Source organism: Comamonas denitrificans (assembly GCF_017368815.1).
Lineage (GTDB): Bacteria > Pseudomonadota > Gammaproteobacteria > Burkholderiales > Burkholderiaceae_C > Comamonas > Comamonas denitrificans.
This window is the reverse complement of sequence record NZ_JAFNME010000001.1, coordinates 33,139-54,185: the sequence shown is the minus strand read 5'-3', so window position 1 is coordinate 54,185 and position 21,047 is coordinate 33,139. Positions and strand designations below refer to the sequence as shown.

21 protein-coding genes and 1 tRNA gene are annotated in these 21,047 nt (G+C 58.6%); 1 reads left to right on the top strand and 21 read right to left on the bottom strand.

Annotated features, from left to right (window positions below):
• Window positions 1-32 precede the first annotated feature (32 nt).
• Window positions 33-689: a DUF924 family protein gene (locus tag J1777_RS00270; protein WP_207573847.1), complete on the bottom strand. Its 657-nt coding sequence runs from the start codon at window positions 687-689 to the stop codon at window positions 33-35.
• Between the two features lie 124 nt (window positions 690-813).
• Window positions 814-1,725: a LysR substrate-binding domain-containing protein gene (locus J1777_RS00265; RefSeq protein ID WP_207573950.1), complete on the bottom strand. Its 912-nt coding sequence runs from the start codon at window positions 1,723-1,725 to the stop codon at window positions 814-816.
• Between the two features lie 106 nt (window positions 1,726-1,831).
• Here J1777_RS00265 and metE point away from each other — a divergent pair, with 106 nt between their 5' ends.
• Window positions 1,832-4,102, top strand: coding sequence for a 5-methyltetrahydropteroyltriglutamate--homocysteine S-methyltransferase (metE, locus tag J1777_RS00260; RefSeq protein WP_207573846.1), 2,271 nt, complete (start codon window positions 1,832-1,834; stop codon window positions 4,100-4,102).
• Between the two features lie 193 nt (window positions 4,103-4,295).
• Here metE and J1777_RS00255 read toward each other — a convergent pair whose 3' ends face one another.
• From J1777_RS00255 to tpiA, 19 genes are all read right to left on the bottom strand, one after another.
• The gene (locus J1777_RS00255; protein WP_207573845.1) at window positions 4,296-4,787 is read right to left on the bottom strand and encodes a DUF1178 family protein; all 492 of its coding nucleotides are present in this window, start codon (window positions 4,785-4,787) and stop codon (window positions 4,296-4,298) included.
• Between the two features lie 84 nt (window positions 4,788-4,871).
• Window positions 4,872-5,180 (bottom strand): DUF2818 family protein, encoded by a 309-nt coding sequence (locus J1777_RS00250; RefSeq protein ID WP_207573844.1) that lies wholly within the window; start codon window positions 5,178-5,180, stop codon window positions 4,872-4,874.
• Between the two features lie 20 nt (window positions 5,181-5,200).
• A complete protein-coding gene (nuoN, locus tag J1777_RS00245) occupies window positions 5,201-6,697 on the bottom strand; it encodes an NADH-quinone oxidoreductase subunit NuoN (RefSeq protein WP_207573843.1) in 1,497 nt (498 codons plus the stop codon).
• Between the two features lie 27 nt (window positions 6,698-6,724).
• Window positions 6,725-8,200: an NADH-quinone oxidoreductase subunit M gene (locus J1777_RS00240; RefSeq protein WP_207573842.1), complete on the bottom strand. Its 1,476-nt coding sequence runs from the start codon at window positions 8,198-8,200 to the stop codon at window positions 6,725-6,727.
• Window positions 8,201-8,213: 13 nt separating this feature from the next.
• Window positions 8,214-10,244, bottom strand: a complete 2,031-nt coding sequence (nuoL, locus tag J1777_RS00235) for an NADH-quinone oxidoreductase subunit L (RefSeq protein WP_242700309.1) — start codon at window positions 10,242-10,244, stop codon at window positions 8,214-8,216.
• Between the two features lie 30 nt (window positions 10,245-10,274).
• Window positions 10,275-10,583: an NADH-quinone oxidoreductase subunit NuoK gene (nuoK, locus tag J1777_RS00230; RefSeq protein WP_207573841.1), complete on the bottom strand. Its 309-nt coding sequence runs from the start codon at window positions 10,581-10,583 to the stop codon at window positions 10,275-10,277.
• Window positions 10,580-11,236 (bottom strand): NADH-quinone oxidoreductase subunit J, encoded by a 657-nt coding sequence (locus J1777_RS00225; protein ID WP_207573840.1) that lies wholly within the window; start codon window positions 11,234-11,236, stop codon window positions 10,580-10,582. The genes nuoK and J1777_RS00225 overlap by 4 nt, the downstream gene beginning before the upstream one ends.
• 32 nt (window positions 11,237-11,268) lie before the next feature.
• A complete protein-coding gene (gene nuoI / locus J1777_RS00220; RefSeq protein WP_207573839.1) occupies window positions 11,269-11,778 on the bottom strand; it encodes an NADH-quinone oxidoreductase subunit NuoI in 510 nt (169 codons plus the stop codon).
• A 14-nt stretch (window positions 11,779-11,792) separates the two neighbouring features.
• The gene (nuoH, locus tag J1777_RS00215; RefSeq protein ID WP_207573838.1) at window positions 11,793-12,869 is read right to left on the bottom strand and encodes an NADH-quinone oxidoreductase subunit NuoH; all 1,077 of its coding nucleotides are present in this window, start codon (window positions 12,867-12,869) and stop codon (window positions 11,793-11,795) included.
• Entirely contained in the window at window positions 12,866-14,980 is a 2,115-nt protein-coding gene (gene nuoG, locus J1777_RS00210; protein ID WP_207573837.1) for an NADH-quinone oxidoreductase subunit NuoG, read from the bottom strand. The genes nuoH and nuoG overlap by 4 nt, the downstream gene beginning before the upstream one ends.
• 11 nt (window positions 14,981-14,991) lie before the next feature.
• Complete coding sequence (nuoF, locus tag J1777_RS00205) at window positions 14,992-16,347, bottom strand: NADH-quinone oxidoreductase subunit NuoF (protein WP_207573948.1); 1,356 nt, start codon at window positions 16,345-16,347, stop codon at window positions 14,992-14,994.
• Window positions 16,348-16,349: 2 nt separating this feature from the next.
• Entirely contained in the window at window positions 16,350-16,841 is a 492-nt protein-coding gene (nuoE, locus tag J1777_RS00200) for an NADH-quinone oxidoreductase subunit NuoE (RefSeq protein ID WP_207573836.1), read from the bottom strand.
• On the bottom strand, window positions 16,838-18,091 hold the full coding sequence (locus J1777_RS00195; RefSeq protein ID WP_207573835.1) for an NADH-quinone oxidoreductase subunit D: 1,254 nt from the start codon (window positions 18,089-18,091) through the stop codon (window positions 16,838-16,840). The genes nuoE and J1777_RS00195 overlap by 4 nt, the downstream gene beginning before the upstream one ends.
• Window positions 18,092-18,094: 3 nt before the next feature.
• On the bottom strand, window positions 18,095-18,703 hold the full coding sequence (locus J1777_RS00190; protein WP_207573834.1) for an NADH-quinone oxidoreductase subunit C: 609 nt from the start codon (window positions 18,701-18,703) through the stop codon (window positions 18,095-18,097).
• 9 nt (window positions 18,704-18,712) lie between these two features.
• A complete protein-coding gene (locus J1777_RS00185) occupies window positions 18,713-19,192 on the bottom strand; it encodes a NuoB/complex I 20 kDa subunit family protein (RefSeq protein WP_207573833.1) in 480 nt (159 codons plus the stop codon).
• A 35-nt stretch (window positions 19,193-19,227) separates the two neighbouring features.
• Window positions 19,228-19,587, bottom strand: coding sequence for an NADH-quinone oxidoreductase subunit A (locus J1777_RS00180; protein WP_207573832.1), 360 nt, complete (start codon window positions 19,585-19,587; stop codon window positions 19,228-19,230).
• Window positions 19,588-19,659: 72 nt separating this feature from the next.
• Window positions 19,660-19,744, bottom strand: a tRNA-Leu gene (locus tag J1777_RS00175).
• Window positions 19,745-19,872: 128 nt separating this feature from the next.
• Window positions 19,873-20,220 (bottom strand): preprotein translocase subunit SecG, encoded by a 348-nt coding sequence (secG, locus tag J1777_RS00170; protein WP_207573831.1) that lies wholly within the window; start codon window positions 20,218-20,220, stop codon window positions 19,873-19,875.
• A 35-nt stretch (window positions 20,221-20,255) separates the two neighbouring features.
• Window positions 20,256-21,005: a triose-phosphate isomerase gene (gene tpiA / locus J1777_RS00165; protein ID WP_207573830.1), complete on the bottom strand. Its 750-nt coding sequence runs from the start codon at window positions 21,003-21,005 to the stop codon at window positions 20,256-20,258.
• Window positions 21,006-21,047: the final 42 nt, after the last annotated feature.

Genomic DNA, 21,047 nt, shown 5'->3' with positions numbered 1-21,047 from the left:
GATCACTGCACGTTACCAACCGAAACATGCCATTAAAACCCAGAACCGGGTTTACTCAAGTATTCCATCTCGTCGGCCGTGCTGCGGCGCCCAAGCGGGCGGTTGCGGTGCGGAAAGCGGCCAAACTGTTCAATCACGCTCTGGTGGCGCTGGGCGTAATCCAGCGCACCCGCCAAGAGGCGGCTGACCTGGGCATCCCCCACCTCCTGCGCCTGCGCGGCCAGGTCTTCAAAGGCAATCACGCTGTGCGTTTGCAAGGCGGCATCTTCGGCGTGCTCCAGCGGCAGGTAGCAAAAAATCCGCGCCGCCAGGGGGATGGCCCGGTCTTGGTCCCAGCCCGCATCAATGCCCTGCTGCGCCAGGGCCAGGGCCTGGGCATCGCCCGCAAAGGCTTTGGCCGTGCCCCGGTAGGCGTTGCGCGTGAACTGGTCCAGCACGATGAGCAGGGCCAGCCACCCCAGCGGGTGCTGTGCCTGGGCGTGCAGCTTGCCGGCCAGGGCTTCGAGCAAAACAGCACCAAAGCGCTTGCGGATTTCTTCGTCGGTGGCCTCGGACTTGGTGAACCACAGGCTTTGTCGGGCCAGGGCGCTGGCGTTGCTGGGGCGCTCGCTGCCCAGCCAGTATTCCAGCACCTGGGCCAGGCGGGGGTCGAGGACGGGGGCAGCAGCAGCAAAATCAAAGGCAGTCATGGCTATGGGCTTTCTTTTAACGGGTTCCAGACACAAGCAATGCAAAAGCGGGTAGCGCATTTAGAACAAGAGCTTTAACCGCTTATAAATAAACAATTTCACGCACAAACAATAGTTAATCCCTTTATTGATCAGCGGTTGCAGCCATCATTTCATTATTTTCTTGGGCCAGCGCGATGAAGGCCGCCAGGTAATCAATGCCCTGCTCATCGCTGCGCACCCCCAGATGAATCTGCTTGGCCACGCCCTGCGGGCCCAGGCGCACCGGCCGCACGGCCAGGCGCTGGGCATATTCCAGCACCAACCAGCGTGGCAAGGCCGCCACGCCCCGGCCACTGGCCACCATTTGCAACATGATGTCGGTGGTTTCAATGCTTTTATGTACCGCCGGGGCGCTACCGGCCGGCAGCAGAAACTGGGTGAAGATGTCCAGCCGCTCGGCCGGGACGGGGTAGGTGATCAGCGTCTCGTGCTGCAAATCGGTGGGCCGGGCATAGTCGGCCTGGGCCAGCGGGTGGTGGTGGCTGACGACCAGCACCTGCTCGTAATCAAACACCGGGGTAAACACCAAGCCCGGCTGGTACACCGGGTCGGGGGTGACGAGCAGATCAATCTCGTAATCGAGCAGCGCCGTCAGCCCACCGAACTGGAATTTCTGCTTCACATCCACCTCCACATCGGGCCACGCGGCCAGATAGGGTGCCACCACTTTGAGCAACCACTGGTAGCACGGGTGGCACTCCATGCCAATGCGCAGACTGCCGCGCTGGCCCTGGGCAATTTGCGCCAGCTTGGTCTCCATCTGTTCGAGTTGCGGCAGCACCCGCTGCGCCAGGATCAGCACTTGCTGCCCCGCCGGGGTCAGGCGCAGGCTGCGCCCCTGGCGCAGCCACAGGGCGGTGCCCAGGCGCTCTTCCAGCTTGCGCACACTGTGGCTCAGGGCCGATTGGGTGACGCACAGGCGCTCGGCCGCTGCGGTCAAAGAGCCGTGCTGCTCAACAGCCTGCACGATGGCCAGATGAATGCGCTCTAAAATCATGAGTAAAAATAATAGATAGGTGAATTCTTACCATTTTACTTCATGCATCCGCCCGAATAGGATTGCACTCATCCAACCAACTTGTTGAAAGAAAGCAATCTTTATGACCATTATTCATAACCTCGGTTTTCCCCGCATCGGTGCGCAGCGCGAACTGAAATTTGGCCTAGAAGCGTTCTGGCGCGGCGAAGCCAGCGCTGAGCAGCTGAATATTTTGAGCACCTGGCTGCGCGAGCAGCACTGGCAACTGCAGTCCACGCTGGACTATGTGCCCGTGGGGGATTTCTCCCTGTACGACCAGGTGCTGGACATGAGCTTCACCCTGGGCCACTTGCCCGAGCGCGTGCAGGGTCTGCCCGGCAGCGAACTGGACCAGTACTTTCGCGTGGCCCGGGGCCGCAGCGCGGGCGACAGCACTGGCGTGGCCGCTGGCGAGATGACCAAGTGGTTTGATACCAATTACCACTACATCGTCCCCGAATTCACGGCCGCTACCCAGTTCAAGCTGAACCCCCAACGCCTGGTGCAGCAACTGACCCAGGCCCGCGCCCAGGGCGTGAATCCCAAGCCGGTCATCATCGGCCCCGTCACCTACCTGGCCCTGGGCAAGGCCAAGGACGAGAGCAACAAGCTGGCCCTGCTGGAGCGCCTGCTGCCCGTGTACGCCCAACTGCTGGACACCCTGGCCGCCGAGGGCGTGGAGTGGGTTCAGGTGGACGAGCCGATTTTGGTCACCGAGCTGGATGCCGACTGGCAGCATGCCCTGAACACCGCCTACCACCAGCTCAAAAGCTGCAAGGTCAAAATTCTGCTGGCCAGCTACTTTGGCCCGCTGCTGGACAACAAATACCTGGCCGCCAACCTGCCCGTGGCCGGGCTGCACGTGGATGCAACGCACGATGCGGGCGACGTGCAGCAGCTCATCGGCCTGCTGCCCGCGCACAAGGTGCTGTCGCTGGGCGTGATCAGCGGCCGCAATATCTGGAAAACCGACCTGAGCGCCACGCTGGACTGGCTTGAACCCCTGGCCGAGCGCCTGGGCGAGCGCCTGTGGCTGGCCCCCAGCTGCTCGCTCTTGCATGTGCCGGTCGATCTGGACAGCGAAGAAAAACTCGATCCCGAGGTAAAAAACTGGCTGGCCTTTGCCAAACAAAAACTGCACGAGCTGCACGTGCTGGGCCAGGCGCTGAACCAGGGCCGTGCCAGCGTGCAGGCAGCACTGGCCGCCAACGCCGCTGCCTTGGAACAGCGGCGCACCTCACCGCGCGTACACCGCCCTGAAGTGCAGGCTGCCGTGGCCGCCATCACCGCCGCCCTGGGCCAGCGCCAAAGCCCCTACGCCGTCCGCGCCCAGCAGCAGGCGGCCCACCTGCGCCTGCCCGCCTACCCAACGACGACGATTGGCTCCTTCCCGCAAACGCCAGACATCCGCCGCGCCCGCAGCGACTTCAAGGCCGGGCGCATCGGTACTGCCGAATACCAAGCCGCCATGCAGGCAGAAATCGCCCGCAGCGTGCGCGAGCAAGAAGCCCTGGGCCTGGACGTGCTGGTGCATGGCGAGGCCGAGCGCAACGACATGGTCGAATACTTTGGCGAGCAGCTCGAGGGGTATGCCTTCAGCCAGTTCGGCTGGGTGCAGTCCTACGGCTCGCGCTGCGTCAAGCCGCCGATTCTGTTTGGCGACATCGCCCGCCCCCAGGCCATGACGGTGGAGTGGATTGCCTACGCCCAATCGCTGACGGCCAAGCCCATGAAGGGCATGCTCACCGGCCCGGTGACCATCCTGAACTGGTCGTTTGTGCGCGACGATCAGCCGCGTGCCACCACCTGCAAGCAGCTGGCGCTGGCCATCCGCCAGGAAGTGCTGGATTTGGAAAAAGCCGGCGTACGCGTCATCCAGATCGACGAGGCCGCGCTGCGCGAGGGCTTGCCCCTGCGCAAGAGCCAGTGGCACAGCTACCTGGACTGGGCGATCGAGAGCTTTCGCATCAGCGCCAACGGCGTGCAGGACAGCACGCAGATCCATACCCACATGTGCTATTCGGAGTTCAACGACATCATTGCCGCCATCGCGGACATGGATGCCGACGTGATCACCATCGAGACTTCGCGCTCCGACATGGAGCTATTGGACGCGTTTGAGCACTTCCACTACCCCAACGAGATTGGCCCCGGCGTGTACGACATCCACTCGCCCAACATCCCCACGCAGGCGCACATCGTGCAGCTGATGCAAAAAGCCGCCCAGCGCATCCCCGCCGAGCGCCTGTGGGTGAACCCGGACTGCGGCCTGAAAACCCGCCAGTGGGGCGAAGTCATCCCCGCGCTGCAGGCCATGGTGGCCGCCGCCCAAGAGCTGCGTGCTGCGGCATGAATGAACTTAAATAGCAGAGCTTGTTCCGCATGAAAATAAACGATTTAAAGACTATTTACCTTTGAAATCGTTTATTCATCAGCGCAAGCAGCTATAAAAATAGCCCCATTCGAACGAGTGGGGCTTTTTTTTAGGGGCTGCGCGGCAACCGCAGCGCCTAGTGCAACGCCTAATGCAAACCCTAATGCAGCACTTATTGCAGCGTCTCGCCGCTGACCTTGGGCAAAGCCAAGGGCACGATGGGCACGCCCTCCTCCACCAATTCCTGGGCTTGCGCGGGCGTGACCTGGCCGCGAATGGGTTTTTCCTCCTGCTCGCCCCGGTGCATGGCCAGGGCCTGCTCGGTAAAGCGCGTGCCAACATCCTCACTGGCCTGTGCCAATTGGCGGGACAGTTGCAGCCAGGCGGCCTGCAGCGCGCGGAGTTTTTCTGGGGCGTTGCCAGGCAGCGTAGTCAATCCCCGGGTCTGCTGGGACACGGCGGCGGAGGCTTCAGAAGAAGGCGGCTGGGGCGCAGCCGCCCCCAAGTTCAGCCGGGGGGCGCTCAAGCCCTTGGTAATCGCCCCATCACCACACACGGGGCATTCCAGCAGGCCGCGCTGTTGTTGATCCTGGTAATCGGCTTCGGAGCCAAACCAGCCCTCAAAAATATGACCTTGGCCGCAGTGCAAGTCAAAAACCTTCATGGCAGCCCCTCGTGCAAAATAAAAATGATGAAGAAAAACAAACGGCATCTGCGAAAGATGCCGTGAGGATAAAGGAGCAAGGGCTTAACTGCGGTGCTTGCCCAAATAGCGATAGACAAAACCCGGAAAGGCCAGCGTCAAAAACAAGGCCCAGGTCACCGCATAAAACTCCCACCCTTGCGGGTAAATCTGCCCGGCACGGTGCTCCAGCGCCAAGGCCATGCCACCAACAGCAAAATACAGCAGCAACAGCTCCCCCAACCGCGCCCACAAGGGCTTGCTGCCCTGCTGGGGGCGCGGGCCCGCCAGCAGCCAGCGCTCATTCACGAAGGGAAGGTTGGCCGCCAAGAAAGCGGCCACAATGACCAGCCAAATCGCAGCAGTTTGACTCACACAACGCCTTCCATGATGGATTACGAAGTCAGCGCCCGCACGATGGCATCGGCACACAGGCCCATCAAACCACCGGGGAAGATGCCCAAGATCAGCACCAGCAAGCCGTTGAAGGACAGCACCGAGCGCACATCCATCGGCGCAACGATGGGGCCGGCGGTCAAAGGTTTGTCAAAGTACATGACCTTGACCACACGCAGGTAGTAGAAAGCACCGATCAGCGACATCACCACCGCAAACACGGCCAGGGCGATGTTGAAGCTCGAACCCGTTGCCACCAATGCTTCCAGCACCGACAGCTTGGCATAAAAGCCCACCAGCGGCGGAATGCCGGCCAGCGAGAACATGCAAATCGTCATGATGGCAGCGTACAGGGGGCTGCGCTGGTTCAGGCCGGCCAGATCGGCGATTTCCTCGCTCTCAAAGCCTTCGCGCGCCAGCAGCAAGATGATGCCGAAGGCGGGCAAGGCGGTCAGCACATAGGTCACCACGTAGAACATGGCAGCGCTGTAGGCGGTCTGGGCGGTGCCGGTGTCCACCTCGCCATTGACCACGCCAGACATCAGACCCAAGAGCAAAAAGCCCATGTGCGAAATGGTGGAGTAAGCCAGCATGCGCTTGAGGTTGGTCTGCACCACACCGACCAGGTTGCCGATCAGCAACGAGGCAATCGCCATAAAGGCCAGCATCTGCTGCCAATCTGCCGCCAGCGGCAACAGGCCATCGACCAGCAGGCGCATCACCACGGCAAAGGCGGCCAGCTTGGGGGCGCTGCCGATGATCAGGGTGATCGAAGTGGGCGCACCGTGGTACACGTCGGGAATCCACATGTGAAAGGGCACAGCCCCCAGCTTGAAGGCCAGGCCCGCCACCAGGAACACCAGGCCAAACACCAGGATTTGCGGCTTGGTTTCACCCGCGTCAATCACCTTGAAGATTTCACCAATGTCCAGCGTGCCGGTCGCGCCGTAAATCATGGACATGCCATACAGCAAGAAGCCGCTGGCCATCGCACCCAGCACGAAGTACTTCATGGCCGCTTCGACCGATGCCTCGTGGTCGCGGCGCAGCGCCACCATAGCGTAGCTGGACAGGGTGAGCAGCTCTAGGCCGAGGTACAGCACCAAGAGGTGGTTGCTGCTGATCATGATGAAAATACCCAGCAGCGAGAAGATGGCCAGGGAGAACAGCTCCCCGCCATGGCGCAACATGCCGCGATCGGCCGAGTAGGGGCGGGCATAGACCAGGGCCACCATCATGGACAGGGTGGCAAAGCACTTGAGCCAGTTGCCCATGGCGTCAGAGACGACCATATTGCTCCAGCCATACACGGTGTTGCCGTTGGCGGCATACATGGCTTGCATGATGGCGACTACCGCCAAGGTCAGCATGGTCAGCACATAGGTGCCGGTACGGCGAAAGCTGCTTACGCCCAGATCGGCCAGGACGATCACACAACCCATGACCATCAGGATGATCTCGGGGTAAACAGCAAGCCAGCTGATGTTGTCAATCATTTGAAATCTCTCTGTTCAGTCTGGTCTTTAGGGAAGCTTGGACTGGGCCACGTGCTGCAACAGCTGCTGCACGGAGGGGTCAATCACATCGGTAAAGGGCTTGGGATAAATCCCCATGAACAGCACTGCAATCGCCAAAACACTGAGTACCAGGAACTCACGGCTATTGAGGTCTTGCATGTTCTTCACGTGCGCGTGGGTCACTTCGCCCAGGTAAACGCGCTTGTACATCCACAAGGAGTAGGCCGCGCCCCAAATCACCGCCGAAGCGGCCAGTACGCCAATCCAGAAGTTGAACTTCACCGAGGCCAGAATGACCATCCACTCGCCGACAAACCCAGCGGTGGCAGGCAGGCCACAGTTGGCCATGGAGAACAGCAGCGCAAACGCCGAGAACTTGGGCATGACATTGACCACGCCGCCGTAGTCGGCAATCTCACGCGAGTGCACCCGGTCGTACAGCACGCCAATGCACAGGAACATCGCGCCCGAGACAAAACCGTGGGCAATCATCTGCGCAATACCGCCAGAGACACCAATGTCGTTGAACACGAAGAAACCCAGGGTGACAAAACCCATGTGCGCGACCGACGAATAGGCGACCAGCTTTTTCATGTCCTTTTGCACCAAGGCCACCACGCCGACGTAGAGCACCGCAATCAGCGACAAGGTGATGATCAGCCAGGCCCACTCCCGCGCGGCATCCGGGGCAATCGGCATAGAGAAACGCAAAAAGCCATACGCCCCCAGTTTCAGCATGATGGCCGCCAGTACGGCCGAGCCGCCCGTGGGCGCTTCCACGTGGACATCGGGCAGCCAAGTGTGCACCGGGAACATGGGCACTTTGACAGCGAATGCCGCGAAGAAGGCGAAGAACACCAGGGTTTGCGGCAGCTTGCCCAGGGGCAGCTGGTGCCAGGTCAGGATGTCAAAACTGCCACCTGCAGCGTTGTACAGGTAGATGATGGCGACCAAGGTCAGCAGCGAACCCAGCAGGGTGTACAAGAAGAACTTGAAGGCCGCGTAAATGCGGTTGGGGCCGCCCCAGATACCAATGATCAGGTACATGGGGATCAGCGTGGCTTCAAAAAAGACGTAAAACAGCAGCCCATCCAGCGCCGCAAACACGCCAATCATCAGGCCGGACAGAATCAGGAAGGCCCCCATGTACTGGTTCACGCGCTCTTGGATGTTTGTCCAAGAGGCAATCACCACAATCACGGTAATGAACGCCGTCAGCGGCACAAACCAGAACGACAGCCCATCCACGCCGAGGTGGTAGTGAACACTAAAGCGTTCAATCCACAGCATTTTTTCCACAAACTGCATTTGTGCAGTGCTGGTATCAAATCCGGCGATCAAAGGGATGGTTACCACCAATCCCAGCAAAGCACCGAGCAGGGCCAACCAGCGCACAGCACCGGTTTGGCTATCGCGTCCCAATGTCAATAGCAGTACGCCAAAGGCAATCGGGAGCCAAATGGCAAGACTCAACAAACCCATTTTTCTTCTTCCCTTACTTGTTGAGCCACACGAAGTAGGTCATGAGCAGGAACACACCCAAAATCATGACCAACGCGTAGTGGTAGATATATCCAGACTGGAACCAGCGCACCACAGAAGCGATCTTGCCGACCACCTTCCAGGAGCCGTTCACCACGGCACCATCGATCAGCGCCTGGTCACCAACCCGCCAGAACACCGTGCCGAAAGCACGGGCACCACGGGCAAAGATGTTTTCGTACACCCAGTCCACGCCGTACTTGCCTTCCAGCACCTGGTACAGGCCGATCTTCTTGGAGAACGCCATGATGGCAGCAGGAATCTCAGGCTTGACCATGTAGAACACATAGGACACCACAACCCCGGCCAAAGCCAGCCAGAAGGGCGGCGCAGAAAAGCCGTGCAGGGCCATCGGTACCCAGCCGTGAATGGCCTGGGCCAGCTCGGCCATGGCCGGGTGCTTGCTGCCGTCCACAAAGATGACGCCGTTAAAGAAATCACCAAACAGCATGGGCATCAGCGCAATGGCACCAATCACCACCGAGGGAATCGCCAGCAGCACCAGGGGCAGCGTCACCACCCAGGGCGATTCATGCGGCTTGGCATCGTGGCCATGGTGGTGGTCGTCATGTGCGTGGCCATGGTGTGCATCCGGGTTCTGGTCGTAACGCTCTTGGCCGTGGAACACGATCCAGTACAGACGGAACGAATAGAAAGCGGTGATAAACACCCCCGCCAGCACAGCAAAGTAGGCAAAACCGGCACCCGGCAGGGTGGAGGCGTGTACGGCCTCGATGATGGCGTCCTTCGAGTAAAAACCTGAGAAGAACGGCGTGCCGATCAACGCCAGATTACCCAGCAGGAAGGTGATCCAGGTAATGGGCATGTATTTGCGCACACCGCCCATCCAGCGGATATCTTGGTTGTGGTGCATGCCCATAATGACCGAACCAGCCCCCAAGAACAGCAGCGCTTTAAAGAAAGCGTGTGTCATCAGGTGGAACACCGCCACCGAGTAGGCCGATGCACCCAGCGCCACCGTCATGTAGCCCAGCTGCGACAGCGTGGAGTAGGCAATCACGCGTTTGATGTCGTTTTGGATAATGCCCAAAATACCCATAAACAAGGCCGTAATCGCACCAATCACCAAGATGAAGTTCAAGGCGGTGTCCGACAGCTCATACAGCGGCGACATGCGCGACACCATAAAGATACCGGCCGTCACCATGGTGGCAGCGTGGATCAGCGCGGAAATCGGGGTGGGGCCTTCCATCGAGTCCGGCAACCAAGCATGCAGCGGAAACTGGGCCGATTTACCCATGGCACCAATGAACAAGCAGATGCCCGTCACCGTCAAGAGCAGCCAGCCTGTGCCGGGTAGCATGGTGGCTTGCAGCTCGGGCAGCTTGGCGAAAATCTCGCTGTAGTTGAACGTACCGGTGTAGGCATAGATCAAGCCGATGCCAATGATGAAGCCAAAGTCACCCACACGATTGACCAAAAAGGCCTTCATGTTGGCAAAAGTGGCCGTGGGCTTCTTGAAGTAAAAGCCAATCAGCAGGTAGGACACCAAGCCCACCGCTTCCCAACCGAAGAACAGCTGCAGCAGGTTGTTGCTCATCACCAGCATCAGCATGGAGAAGGTAAACAACGAGATGTAGGAGAAGAAACGGTTGTAGCCCTCGTCCTCGGACATATAGCCGATGGTGTAGATGTGCACCATCAGGGACACAAAGGTCACGACGCACATCATCATGGCGGTGATGGAATCGATCAGAAAACCGATTTCCATCTTCACCCCGCCAATTTCCATCCACTCATAAATGGTGGCATCAAAGCGTGCGCCGTCATAAACCACGGACTGGAACACCAGTGCCGACAGAACGAATGACAACAAAACGCCCAAGATGGTGAGCGAATGGCTCACCCCTCGGCCAAACTTGTTGCCCCCAAAGGCAGTACCAAAAATACCTGCCAGAACAGACCCCGCCAACGGTGCCAAGGGTACCGCCAGCAGCATCGATGCAGAAAGTGTTGAACTCATGCTTCAGAACCTTGCATAAATACCGGTAACTCAACCCTTAAGGATGTTGAGATCTTCCGCATTCATAGTGGATTTGTTACGGAAGAGCAGAACCAGAATGGCCAGGCCAATCGCGGCTTCTGCAGCTGCCACAGTCAAGATGAAGAACACAAACAGTTGTCCGTGCATATCCCCCAAATAGTGGGAGAAAGCGACAAAGTTCATATTCACCGACAGCAACATCATCTCAATGGCCATCAACAGCACGATCAGGTTCTTGCGGTTCAAGAAAATCCCGATCACTGAGATCGCAAAGAGCATGGCACCCAGTGTTAAGAAATGCCCGAGCGTGAGCGTCATTTGGTCTCCTCCCCCTGCGTTTTTGCGGTGGCCGCGGCTTGGGTTGCCGGCATGCTCACCAGGGTCAGGCGATCCTGGGCGCGTGCATTGATCTGGCCAGTAATGTTGGGTGTTTTGGCATCTTTGCGCTTGCGCAGCGTCAAGGCAATGGCGGCAATCATGGCGACCAGCAAAATAGCGGCAGCCACCTCAATCGGGAACAGGTACTCGGTGTACATCAAGCGACCCAGCGCCTGGGTATTGGAGTACGGCAGCACCTGGCCTTGGGCATCGAGCAGCTCAGCGACAGGCTTGGCTTCATCCAAGGTGCCAAAGCCCCCCATCAAAACCACTGCCATCTCCAGGGCAATCAAGGCACCAATGGCTGCAGCCACCGGAAAATGCTTCCAAAAGCCTTCGCTGATGCGGTCGATGCGGATGTCCAACATCATCACCACAAACAGGAACAGCACCATCACTGCCCCCATGTACACCACGACCAACATGATGCCCAGGAATTCAGCTTTCAAAAGCAACCAGATAGCGGCCGCTTGGGAAAAGCCCAAAATCAAATGCAGCACGGCGTGTACCGGGTTGCGCGAGGTGATCACGCGCAAGGCCGAATACAGCAGCACGGCGGAGAAGAAATAAAAGAAACCAGTTTTGGCGTCCATGATTCGCGTCTTTCTGTGGATCAGGAGCCGCTTCAGCGGTACTTGGCATCGGCCGCTTTGGCGGCAGCGATGTCGGCTTCATAGCGGTCACCCACGGCCAGCAACATGTCCTTGGTGTAGTACAGGTCGCCACGTTTTTCGCCGTGGTACTCAAAAATGTGCGTCTCGACGATGGAGTCGGTCGGGCAGCTTTCTTCGCAAAAACCGCAGAAGATGCACTTGGTCAAGTCAATGTCATAGCGCGTGGTGCGGCGGGTGCCGTCTTCGCGCTGGTGCGACTCAATGGTGATGGCCATCGCGGGGCAAACGGCTTCGCACAGTTTGCAGGCAATGCAGCGCTCTTCACCGTTGTCATAACGGCGCAGAGCATGCAGGCCACGAAAACGCGGCGACAGAGGGGTTTTTTCTTCCGGGTATTGGATGGTGACCCGGGGCGCAAATGCGTAACGCCCGGTCAAGGCCATGCCCTTAAAGAGCTCCACCAGCATGAAGCTCTTAAAGAAATCTTTGAGTGAGAAAGGCGCAGCAGTAACAGCAGCCATGGATGTGTCCCCGCTTATTTCCAGATGTTCCAAGGCGAGTGCAGCCATGCACCCACAACGACCAGCCACACCAAGGTGACTGGGATGAAGATTTTCCAGCCCAAGCGCATGATTTGGTCATAGCGGTAGCGCGGGAAGGTGGCACGAATCCAAATGAACATGCTGACGACGGCCGCCGTCTTCAGGCCCAACCAGATCCAGCCAGGAATAAAGGACAAGGCATCCACAGGAGGCAGCCAGCCGCCCAGGAACATGATCGCGGCCAGAATCGACACCAGCCACATGGCCGCGTATTCCGCCAAGAAGAACACCGCAAAGCCCATGCCCGAGTACTCCACCATGTGCCCGGCCACAATCTCGGCCTCACCCTCGACCACGTCAAACGGGTGGCGGTTGGTTTCGGCCACGGCAGAAATCATGTAGATGAAGAAAATCGGCAGCAGCGGCAGCCAGTTCCAGGAGAGCAGGCCCAGCCCCATATCAGCAAAGCTGCCCTTGCCTTGGCTGAGTACGATGGCCGTCAAATTCATGCTGCCCGTCACCATGATGACGATCAGGAAGCAAAAACCCATGGCAATTTCGTAGCTGACCATTTGTGCCGAAGCCCGCAAGGCACCCAAAAACGCGTATTTGGAGTTTGAAGCCCAGCCGGCAATGATCACGCCGTACACCTCAATCGAGGTGATGGCCATGACCAGCAAAATCCCGGCATTGACGTTGGCCAAAGCAAAATCGGGCGCAAATGGCACCACCGCCCAGGCCGCCAGTGCCGGCATGATGGCCATCACCGGGCCAACATAAAACAGGCCTTTGGCCGCAGCCGTAGGCATGATCAGCTCTTTGGTCAAGAGCTTTAAGCCATCGGCCATCGGCTGCAGCAGCCCCCACGGGCCGACACGATTGGGGCCGGGACGGTTTTGCATCCAGCCCAGCAGCTTGCGCTCCCACAGGGTGAGGTAGGCTACCGCCAGCAACAAGGGAACCACAATAGCCACGATTCCCAGCAGAGCCCAAGCAACAGGCCATGCCATCTCTGTCCACCAAGGCGCAGCCACCAGGCCGGCTCCGGCAGTTTTCAGTGCCTCAATCATGCAGCACCTCCTTCACGCGCCAAGCGTGCATCGGCGGTCAGTTGCAACGAAGTTGCACGGCGCACGATGCCATCGAGTTGATAAATGCTAGCAGTCACCGGTTCAGCAGCCTCATTTTCAGGGACTTTTGCTGCCACTTTAGTGATATTGCTGCGCAAAGCGCTAGGAACTTCTTTAGTCTCTGCACCAATCGCAGCGGTCAGCACGTCTTGCGACGATTCGTAATCAAAGCCTGGCAGCTCCAGCAGATTGGCCAACACGCGCAATACTTTCCAAGCCGGACGGGTCTCCCCCAAGGGTTTGACCACGGCGTGGAAGCTTTGCACCCGGCCCTCGGCATTGACGAAGGTGCCCGAGGTTTCCGTAAACGGTGCCACCGGCAGCAGCACATCGCTGATGTCCAGATTGGCTTTGAAGGGGCTGAGCGTAATCACCATATCGGCTTGCTCCAAGCCTTTGGCACCGGCCGCCGCATCGAATGCGGGCTCGGTGTTGAGCAAAATCGCAGCCTTGATGGCACCGGTGAGCATTTCACCGGCGTTTTTGCCATCTTTTTGCGGCTGGGCCTGCACCCACTGGGCACCGACGGTATTGGCCGCTTCGGTCAAATAACCCACGGTGGCCCCGGTTTGCTCGCCAATCCACTGGGCCAAAGCCAGCAATTGCGCCGCATGGCCATGGTGCGCAGCAGCGTTGCCCAGCAAGATGGCTTTGCGTTCACCAGCCAACAAGGCCTGGGCAATGGCTTGCGCCTGGGCTGGGGCCGTACCACCGGCCACCGGTGCGGGCACGCCTTTGGCCTGGGCGACCGCCACAGCGATATCTGCCAAGGCTTGCGCCCAGTCTTTTGCCGCCACTGCCGAGGCCGTCACCGGCAGGGCCCAATCCTGCACCTGCGCGTTGATGGCAAACACCTTGCAGCCGCGTTTGGCCGCTTGGCGCACGCGTTGCGCAAACAAGGGGTGGTCTTTGCGCAGATTGGAGCCAAGCACCAGCACCGACTGCAGCTCTTGCAATGCGGCAATCGGCATGCCCAGCCAGCGCACACCTTCAAAGGCATTGAATTGGGCGTTGCGCAGGCGGTAGTCAATGTTGTCGCTGCCCAAGCCGCGCACCAGCTGCGCGGCCAGGTACAACTCTTCCAGCGTGCTGTGGGGGCTGACCAGAGCGCCAATACCGGCCGGGCCGTATTGGTCTTTGACCTGGTTCAGGCCTTTGACCACGTAGTTCAACGCGGTCTGCCAATCCACTTCTTGCCACTGGCCCCCCTGCTTAATCATGGGGCTGGCCAAGCGCTCTTCACTGTTCAAGGCTTCGTAGGAGAAACGATCGCGGTCAGCAATCCAGCATTCATTGACCGCCTCGTTTTCCATGGGCACCACACGCATGACTTTGTGGTTTTTCACCTGAACAATCAGGTTGGCACCGGTCGAATCGTGCGGAGACACCGATTTACGGCGCGACAACTCCCAGGTGCGGGCGTTGTACCGGAAGGGCTTGCTGGTCAAAGCACCGACCGGGCACAGGTCGATGGCGTTGCCAGAAAGTTCCGAATCCAGCGTGCCGCCATGGATGGTGGTGATTTCGGCGTACTCACCCCGATTGACCATACCCAGCTCCATCACCCCGGCGATTTCTTCACCAAAGCGCACGCAGCGGGTGCAGTGAATGCAGCGGGTCATTTCTTGGGTGGACACCAGGGGGCCGATATCCTTGGGCGCAACCACGCGCTTTTCCTCGCCAAAGCGGGTGCTGCCAGCACCGTACCCGACCGCCAAGTCTTGCAACTGGCACTCGCCACCCTGGTCGCAGATGGGGCAGTCCAGCGGGTGGTTGATGAGCAGAAATTCCATGACCGATTGCTGCGCTTCCAAGGCTTTTTTGCTCTTGGTGCGCACAATCATGCCTTGGGTCACAGGCGTAGCACAGGCGGGCAAGGCTTTGGGCGCTTTTTCCACCTCGACCAGGCACATGCGGCAGTTGGCCGCAATCGACAGCTTTTTGTGATAGCAAAAGTGCGGAATGTAAACCCCGGCTTTTTCAGCCGCATGCATCACCATGCTGCCAGGGGCGATTTCGACTTTTTTACCGTCTAGTTCAATTTCAACCATATAACTCTCGCTCAGGCCGCTTTGGCAGCCGTTTGGGCGGCAGCAATCTTGGCTTCAAATTCGTGGCGGTAATGTTTGATCATTGCCCGCACCGGCATTGCGGCGGCATCGCCCAAAGCGCAAATCGTGCGCCCCATGATGTTGAAGGCCACATCGTCCAGCAAGGCAATGTCCTCTGGACGGCCTTGCCCCTGGTTGATGCGCTTGACCACGCGCCACAGCCACCCGGTACCTTCACGGCAAGGGGTGCACTGGCCGCACGATTCGTGCTGGTAGAAGTAAGACAAACGCTCCAGGCACTCGACCATGTCGCGGGAATCGTCCATCACGATCACCGCCCCCGAACCCAGCATGGAGCCGGCTTTGGCGATCGAGTCGTAATCCATGGTGCATTCCATCATCACATCACCAGGCACCACGGGCGAAGACGATCCCCCAGGAATCACCGCTTTGAGCTTGCGCCCCGTGCGCACACCACCGGCCAATTCCAACAGTTTGGAAAACGGCGTGCCCATCGGCACTTCATAGTTGCCCGGCAGATTGACGTCACCACTGACGGAGTAAATCTTGGTACCACCGTTATTGGGTTTGCCGCATTCCAAATACGCTTGACCGCCATTGCGGATGATCCAAGGCACTGCCGCAAACGTCTCGGTGTTATTGATCGTGGTGGGTTTGCCATACAAGCCAAAACTGGCCGGGAACGGCGGCTTAAAGCGTGGCTGGCCTTTTTTGCCTTCCAGCGATTCGAGCAAGGCAGTTTCTTCACCACAGATGTATGCGCCAAAGCCGTGGTGGGCAAACAGGTCAAAGCTAAAGTCTGACCCCATGATGTTTTTGCCCAGGTAGCCTGCTGCCCGGGCTTCGTCCAGCGCGGCTTCAAAGCGCTCGTAGGCTTGGAAAATCTCACCGTGAATGTAGTTGTATCCAGCGCAAGCCCCCATGGCAAAACCGGCAATGATCATGCCTTCAATCACCGTGTGGGGGTTGTGCATCAGGATTTCGCGGTCTTTGCAGGTACCGGGCTCGCCTTCGTCGGAGTTGCACACCACGTATTTTTCTCCGGGAAACTGGCGCGGCATAAAGCTCCACTTCAGCCCCGTTGGAAAACCGGCACCGCCACGACCACGCAGAGAAGATTCTTTCAAGGTGGCAATGACTTCATCTTGGGTCAGTCCGGCACTGCCATCTTTACCCAGCAGTTTTTTCAGCGCCTGGTAACCACCGCGCGCCTCGTAGTCTTTGATGGACCAGTTGCTGCCATCAATACCGGCATAGATTTGCGGCTCAATGTGGCGGTCATGAAAGCACGTCTCTTGGCCCGAAGCGGCAAACTTGGCCAGCACCGCTTGCGCTGCAGTATTCATCGTCATGCCTGACCCTCCGCAGCACGCAGGCCATCGACCAACTCATCGAGTTTTTGATCGTCCATGAAACTGCACATATTGCGGTCATTGACCAACATCACCGGCGCATCGGCACAGGCACCCAGGCACTCGCACTGTTGCAGGGTGAACATACCGTCGGCAGTGGTTTCGCCCACTTTGATGCCCAGCTTTTTCTCCAGGTGCTGCAAGGCTTCGTAGCCGTTGCGCAGCAAACAGGGCAGGTTGGTGCAAACCGCCACCTTGAACTTGCCCACGGGCTGCTGGTTGTACATGTTGTAGAAGGTGGTGACTTCATGCACCGCAATTTCAGGCATATCCAGGTAAGCGGCAATTTCTGCTTCGCTTTCTTGGCTGACCCAGCCTTGCTCTTGCTGCACGATGGACAAACACGCCATCACGGCAGAACGCTGCTGCCCTTGCGGATACTTCGCCACTTCACGCGCAAAACGCGCCTTGGTTGCTTCGGTAATCATCGATCAATCTCTCCGAACACAATGTCCATGGTGCCGATCATGGCAACCGCGTCGGCAATCATGTGCCCACGGGTCAGCTCGTCATAAGCCGACAGGTGGGCAAAGCCCGGCGCACGAATTTTCAGGCGATAGGGCTTGTTGGCACCATCGCTGACCATGTAAATACCAAACTCTCCTTTGGGATGCTCGACAGCCGCATAGGCCTCGCCCTCAGGCACACGGAAGCCTTCACTGAACAGCTTGAAGTGGTGAATGAGGTCTTCCATGCCCTCTTTCATCTTCTCGCGTGCTGGCGGTGCCACTTTCAGGTTTTCGGTAATCACGGCACCTGGATTGGCTTTGAGCCAGGCAACGCACTGCTGCATGATGCGCACCGATTGCCGCATCTCAGCCACGCGCACCAAATAACGGTCGTAGCAATCGCCTTCTTTGCCCACAGGAATATCAAAATCCATCTGGCCGTAAACCTCGTACGGCTGCTTCTTGCGCAAATCCCAGGCAATCCCAGAGCCGCGCAGCATCACGCCGCTAAACCCTAAGTTCAAAGCCCGCTCAGGCGTGACCACACCAATACCCACCGTACGCTGCTTCCAAATGCGGTTGTCCGTCAGCAAGGCCTCGTACTCGTCAATGCGCTTGGGGAAGCGCTGGCAGAAGTCTTCGATGAAGTCCAACAGCGAGCCTTGGCGGTTGCGGTTGAGGTCTTCCATCGCCTTGGCATTGCGCAGCTTGCTGGGCTTGAACTGCGCCATGGTTTCAGGCAAATCGCGATACACCCCACCTGGGCGGAAGTAAGCGGCGTGCATCCGGGCACCGGAGACAGCCTCGTACATATCAAACAGCTCTTCGCGCTCGCGGAAGGTGTACATCAGCACCGTGGAGGCGCCCAAGTCCATGCCGTTGGAGCCCAGCCACATCAGGTGATTGAGCAAACGGGTGATTTCAGAAAACAGCACGCGGATGTACTGGGCACGCACCGGCACCTGAACGTTCAGCAGCTTCTCGATCGCCATGCAATACGCATGCTCGTTGCACATCATGGACACATAGTCCAGACGGTCCATGTACGGCAGCGATTGCACGTAGGTTTTGTATTCAGCCAGTTTTTCGGTGCCCCGGTGCAGCAAGCCCACATGGGGGTCGGCACGCTGCACCACCTCACCATCGAGCTCCAGCACCAAGCGCAGCACACCGTGCGCTGCCGGGTGCTGCGGACCAAAGTTCAGGGAATAGTTTTTAATTTCAGCCATGATTTAGTGCAGCCCTGCGTAATTGTCTTCACGGATGATGCGCGGCGTAATTTCACGCGGCTCAATCGTGACGGGTTGGTAAATCACGCGCCGCTGTTCAGCGTCGTAAGCCATTTCAACGTGACCCGACAACGGAAAATCTTTGCGGAAGGGGTGACCAATAAAGCCGTAGTCGGTCAAGATGCGGCGCAAATCACTGTGACCTTCAAACACAATGCCATACAGGTCAAAGGCTTCCCGCTCAAACCAGTTGGCACCGGCCCACACTTCGGAGACGGAATCGATGGTTGGAAAATCATCATTAGCACAGAAAGTACGCACCCGCACGCGTTGGTTCAAGCTGATCGACAGCAGGTGTGACACGACGGCGTAGCGCAAACCATTCGTGCCAATGTCTTTGTAAGCGGAATAATCGACACCGCACAAATCCATTAACTGCTCAAACTGGCAACCGGGGGCCGTATGCAGTTTCTTCATGGCCGCCAAATAATTGGCAGCACTGACTTCCACCGTTACCTCGCCGTGCTGCACCGTGACGGCGCGGGCCAAATCACCCAGAACTTTCGTAATTGTTGCGCTCAAGGCTTCAGGCGCAATGGCAATTGTTGTCATAGCAGCTCCTTAAACCCGTGCAATGGTGTTGGTGCGGCGAATTTTTTGCTGCAGCTGAATGATGCCGTAGATCAAAGCCTCGGCCGTGGGCGGACAGCCCGGCACATACACATCCACCGGCACAATGCGATCGCAGCCGCGCACAACAGAATAGCTGTAGTGGTAGTAGCCGCCGCCGTTAGCACACGATCCCATGGAGAGCACCCAGCGCGGCTCGGCCATTTGGTCATAGACCTTGCGCAGGGCCGGGGCCATCTTGTTGCACAGCGTACCGGCGACAATCATCAAGTCGGACTGACGCGGCGAGCCACGAAACACCTCAGCGCCAAACCGGGCCAAGTCGTACCGCGCGGCCGCTGCGTGCATCATTTCGACAGCACAACAGGCCAGACCAAAAGTAACGGGCCAAATCGACCCGGTTTTTGCCCAGTTCACCACCGCGTCATAGCTGGTGGTGACAAAGCCTTCCTTCATCACGCCTTCAATCATCGCTCTTCCTTATTTCGGAAACCCGCTGCTGCGGCTTATTCCCAATCCAGGGCACCTTTTTTCCACTCGTAGGCAAAGCCCACGACCAGAACCGCTAGGAAAATCAAAACAGCCACAAAACCTGCCAGACCCACATCGCCCAAGGCTACCGCCCAGGGCAGCAAAAAGGCCAGTTCCAAGTCAAACAGGATAAACAGGATGGCGACGAGGTAGTAGCGCACGTCAAACTTCATGCGCGCGTCCTCAAACGCCTCAAAGCCGCACTCGTAGGGAGAGTTCTTGGCCTCATCGGGGCGATTGGGGCCCAGGATATAGCCCAGCACCAGCGGGCCAATACCCACAAGAGAGCCGACCAAGATAAACAGAAGGACGGGAAGGTATTGATCGAGATTCATGACAGGTCGCGTTTCCCGCTAGTAAACCTGCCCTCGACCATGGCCTGATACATGGGCAGGCTGTTTGTTAGATGGTGCCGTCGGCGAGAATCGAACTCGCACAGCTTTCGCCACTACCCCCTCAAGATAGCGTGTCTACCAATTCCACCACGACGGCTTTTTTGTCTCTTCATTTTTCCGAAGCCGGGTTACCTATAGATGACAACCCTTACTCCGGAAAACCTCGGCATTCTAGCCTGAAAAATCACCCTGAAAGGCAATTTGCCCGAGTTTGTTTCCACCCGGTTACTTGTTGGCAGGAATCAAATCCGCCCCCTTGGCGGGCTCAGCAGGGACCGCAGGCACGGATGCAGCCGCCGGAGCGCTCTCCAGCACACTGCCTACGCTGGCGGGGCGCGAATTGCCCAGATAGGCCAAGGCCAAGGTCGTCACAAAGAACAAAGTGGCCATGGCGGCCGTCGCACGCGACAAAAAGTTGGCGCTGCCGCTGGCACCAAACAGACTGCCCGAAGAGCCGCCACCAAAAGCGGCCCCCATGTCGGCACCCTTGCCGTGCTGCACCAAAATCAAACCAATCATGCCCAGGGCGGCCAGAATCTGCACCCCCAAAATAATGCCTGCAAAGGCCTGCATACCCAACTCCTTAGAAAAATTTCATCCGCGTGCGCTCAAGCGGCGGCGGCAATGATGTGAAGAAAATCGGCAGCTTTCAGCGCGGCACCACCAATCAGGCCGCCGTCAATGTCGGGCTGGGCCAGCAGTTGTGCCGCGTTGGCGGCATTCATGCTGCCGCCGTACAGCAGCGGCACTTGGGCAGCAGCGCCGTTGGCCTGCACCAGTTGCGCCCGCAAAGCGGCATGCACCGCCTGGGCCTGTTCGGGCGTGGCGGTTTTACCGGTGCCAATGGCCCAGACTGGCTCGTAGGCAACGACCAGGCGGGTCACATCCTGGCCCACCACGTCCAGCACAGCGGCCAGCTGGCGCTGCACCACGGCTTCGGTTTCGCCCGCTTCGCGCTGCGCCAGGGTTTCGCCCAGGCACACGATGGGAGTGATGCCGGCGGCCAACGCAGCCTGCGCTTTGGCGGCGACGATGGCATCGGTTTCGCCGTGGTACTGGCGGCGCTCGGAATGCCCCACCAGGGCATAACGCACGCCAAAGTCATTGAGCATCTGTGCCGAGATTTCACCGGTAAAGGCCCCGCTGGCGTGCTGGGAAACGTCCTGCGCCCCCAGGGCAATGGCCGAACCGGCGGTGAGCTGCTGCACCTGCGCCAAATACGGCGCGGGCACTGCGACGGCTACTTGGCAGGCCGGGGCCTGCGCCGCCAGACCGGCCAGGAGATCAGCCAGCAAGGCCTGATTAGCAGCCAGGCTGCCGTTCATCTTCCAGTTACCAGCTATCAATTTTTGTAGCATTTTCCGATTACTCCAAAACAAAAAATGAATAAAAATAGCTGC